This is a genomic window from Desulfosarcina sp., assembly GCF_033791525.1.
Lineage (GTDB): Bacteria > Desulfobacterota > Desulfobacteria > Desulfobacterales > Desulfosarcinaceae > Desulfosarcina.
Window position 1 is genome coordinate 1 of record NZ_JASJGN010000088.1, and the last position, 2,890, is coordinate 2,890.

General features: G+C 48.6%; 5 protein-coding genes. 1 reads left to right on the forward strand and 4 read right to left on the reverse strand.

What is annotated here, in order from left to right:
• Positions 1-155: 155 nt before the first annotated feature.
• Genes QNK41_RS04275 through QNK41_RS04290 form a run of 4 tightly spaced genes read right to left on the reverse strand, consistent with a single transcriptional unit; the run spans position 156 to position 1,818 of the window.
• Positions 156-845: an SOS response-associated peptidase gene (locus tag QNK41_RS04275; RefSeq protein ID WP_319254106.1), complete on the reverse strand. Its 690-nt coding sequence runs from the start codon at positions 843-845 to the stop codon at positions 156-158.
• Entirely contained in the window at positions 803-1,150 is a 348-nt protein-coding gene (locus tag QNK41_RS04280; RefSeq protein ID WP_319254108.1) for a PilZ domain-containing protein, read from the reverse strand. The genes QNK41_RS04275 and QNK41_RS04280 overlap by 43 nt, the downstream gene beginning before the upstream one ends.
• Positions 1,147-1,431 carry an integration host factor subunit alpha gene (locus QNK41_RS04285; RefSeq protein WP_319254109.1) on the reverse strand — a complete coding sequence of 95 codons (285 nt, stop codon included), beginning with the start codon at positions 1,429-1,431 and terminating at the stop codon, positions 1,147-1,149. The genes QNK41_RS04280 and QNK41_RS04285 overlap by 4 nt, the downstream gene beginning before the upstream one ends.
• An 18-nt stretch (positions 1,432-1,449) precedes the next feature.
• The gene (locus tag QNK41_RS04290) at positions 1,450-1,818 is read right to left on the reverse strand and encodes a hypothetical protein (protein ID WP_319254111.1); all 369 of its coding nucleotides are present in this window, start codon (positions 1,816-1,818) and stop codon (positions 1,450-1,452) included.
• Between the two features lie 215 nt (positions 1,819-2,033).
• Between QNK41_RS04290 and QNK41_RS04295 the strand changes: the two genes are divergently transcribed.
• Entirely contained in the window at positions 2,034-2,618 is a 585-nt protein-coding gene (locus QNK41_RS04295) for a hypothetical protein (protein WP_319254113.1), read from the forward strand.
• Positions 2,619-2,890: the final 272 nt, after the last annotated feature.

Sequence of the window (2,890 nt, forward strand, 5' to 3'; positions counted from 1 at the left end):
AAAAGACCAACTGCACACAGACACCTCCCGAGTGTCGGTGATCGGCGGGGGTGAATAAGGCAAACCGGGCAAAGGGTTAATCGTTGGAAAGATCGTAAAGATGACTGCCGGTGGGATCGCCATCACGCCACGGTCATTGAATCAGGCGAACCGTCCTATCCCTTGGCGCCCGGTTCCAATGGCCGTATGTTGCCCGGCCGGTCAACCTTTGCCGAGTTGACCTGTCTGGACACGCGAACACTTTTGAGTTCGGTATAGACCTCGTTCTGGATGATATCCTGGAGCAACCGGACGTCCTGGTTGTCGCGACTGAGCCAGACATCAAAAGCTCCCGGTTTTAAAATCACCGGCATTCGGTTGTGTATCGGCATGACCGATTCACTGGCTTCTCTGGTAAGGATGCTGCCGGAACGATAGGCGGTTGGCTCTTTTCCCCTGTCATCCCAGGCCTCCCACAGGCCTGCAAATGCGAACGGGCGGCTGTCGGGCAGCGTCAGAAACATTGGCTGCTTATTTCCTTTTTCCCCCTTCCACTCGTAGAATCCATCGGCGAGGATCAGGCATCTGCGCCACTTGAATGCCGTTCGAAAGCTGGGTTTGGCAGCTACGGTTTCAGACCGGGCGTTGATCATCCGGCTGCCGTTGGTGGCATCCTTCGCCCAGAACGGAACCAGTCCCCAGTGAAGTTTCTCCAGGTGGTTCCGGTCGTCATGCCGGACAATGGCGAGTATCTCCTGGGTGGGAGCGACGTTGTAGCTGGGCGAAACGTTGACGTTTGCCACATCAATGGGGAAGTGTTCAATCAGTTCTTCAAGTCTTCTGAATCCAACGAATCTTCCGCACATGTCACTCCCCAGTCACCTGCATTGAAAATATTCTCGTCAATTGGTTTGTCGAACTTGACCGCAAAGCCCGTGGCATTGCACCGCACCACTGTGCCCATCAAACTAAGCCTTTTATTGAACACTAAAATCGGGAATTGGACGTTAATGGTGCGGCCCTGGACGATCTTCCGCCTGGTGCATACAAACACACCGCCGGGACAAACATCTTGGATTAAATCCCGATAAGCTCCCTCTTTGGCTGTATATTTCGCACTGAATAGCGCCTTGTGGCGAGGATATCGGCGGCGATTGCGCGCAGTATTCATTTCTCGTCCACCTTTTCCCTTAATTTGCCTGACCACTTGAACGTCACCACCCGCCTTGGTTTCAACATCAGATCTTCACCGGTAGCGGGATTGCGGCCTTTTCGTTCTTTTTTTTCCTTCACGCAGAATTTGCCGAAGCCGGAAACAAGGACATCATCGCCGGATTCCAGGGTTGCCTTGATGAGTTCAAGAAGGGATTCGGTGATCTCAACGGATTGGTTTCTGAGAAATCCGAGTTCCGCCTGCATCCGATCGACGATGTCTTTTTTTGTCAGTGCCATGCATAAATCTCCAATCTGTTATATCCAGGTCAGAATGACGGTTCCAAAGACGATGCCGATGATTCCAAACAATCGGTTCGTCTGATCAGATACATTCTGAAAGTACCAGTCGAGCATTCGGCTGTAGATTTGTTGAGGGTCTGCAAACGCCACGGCCGCTTCACAAAAGGCCAGCAGGGCGATGATACGGAATACCCATGGGTAGGTGGTGGATGATGCGGAGACGAGGAACAGGAGTCCAAACACGGCTGGGATGGCTGCCAGGTATTTAAGCGAGTATGTCTGGAACACCCCTTTGAGTGCAGCGACGGTCTGCCTGGTATACAGAACCCAATAAGAACAGATGGCGATGTGCCCGAAGCCGAGCAGATAGACGATCCCCTTCATGGTCACCGACTCCTTTGGTTGTTGAATGGTCCTACCGACGGCAAGACGTCTACAAGTTTGCAGAGATTCCTTTTCTTGTCAAGGAGTTGCTGCGTTGTTGACAATCAGGACGATGCAGGATTAACTATGGAAAGTCATCCTGTTATTAGGCGCTACCGCCCATCCGGATAATAAAAGGGTTAAGATCCATTTAATCACTAAGGAAAATAGTTAAAATGATCAAGCCACGCGGTATACCATTCATCGTTTTTATCATATTGCTTCTGGTCGCAGTTAACCTGTCGCCTATCCGCATCGCTCAAGCTGGCGAATTTGAAATCGATGAGATAATCACCGCCATTAAAAATGAAATCAATACAGCCAATATTTCTGAATTGGGGAGCCCCAAGTTTACCATCGAGACGGTTAAAGTGGCCTTAACTGTTGATTCAACAGAAACAGAAAAGGGTGCAATAGCTGTTAAAATTGTCGGATTGAGCAATGGGTTTGAAGATGAACCGTCGACATCTAAATCATATCATAATCTCAGTTTTTCATTTCAGCCAAGCGACTCATCCGGCTTTTCCCCTGAAATTTCCCGCGGCCTGGTTGAGCCCATAAAAAGAGTTAAGTCCTCATTGAAAAAAGCTTACAATACGCCTCCGAGTTTTCAAATGGAAGGCTTTACATTGAAATTAGAATTCGCAATCCAACAACATGCGGATGGCGGAATCCGTTTCAGAATTCTCGAAATTGAAGACTTGAAAGCGCAGAAAATAGCTACGCATCAATTAAAATTATATTTAACGATAGCGAATTAAATCCTGGCATCGCTATTTATCCAATAGATATTGACTTCAACCTGTCACCCACTCATTTCCTGCATATTTTAGCCATGAAGCCTAAGCCGTTGGCCTGGAACCGTTAGCAAGTGTCGATCCACAAATGGCCAATTTGCCTGATATCTGCGTTATCCTCGAAATATCAACTATATGTCGGCGGTAAAATTTTTCGCATGCCTTGATCTCAACCAAATTTGCCTATTTCTGGATGGGAACTATCAAATGGATTTTTCTGCCACCGAGACTCACGG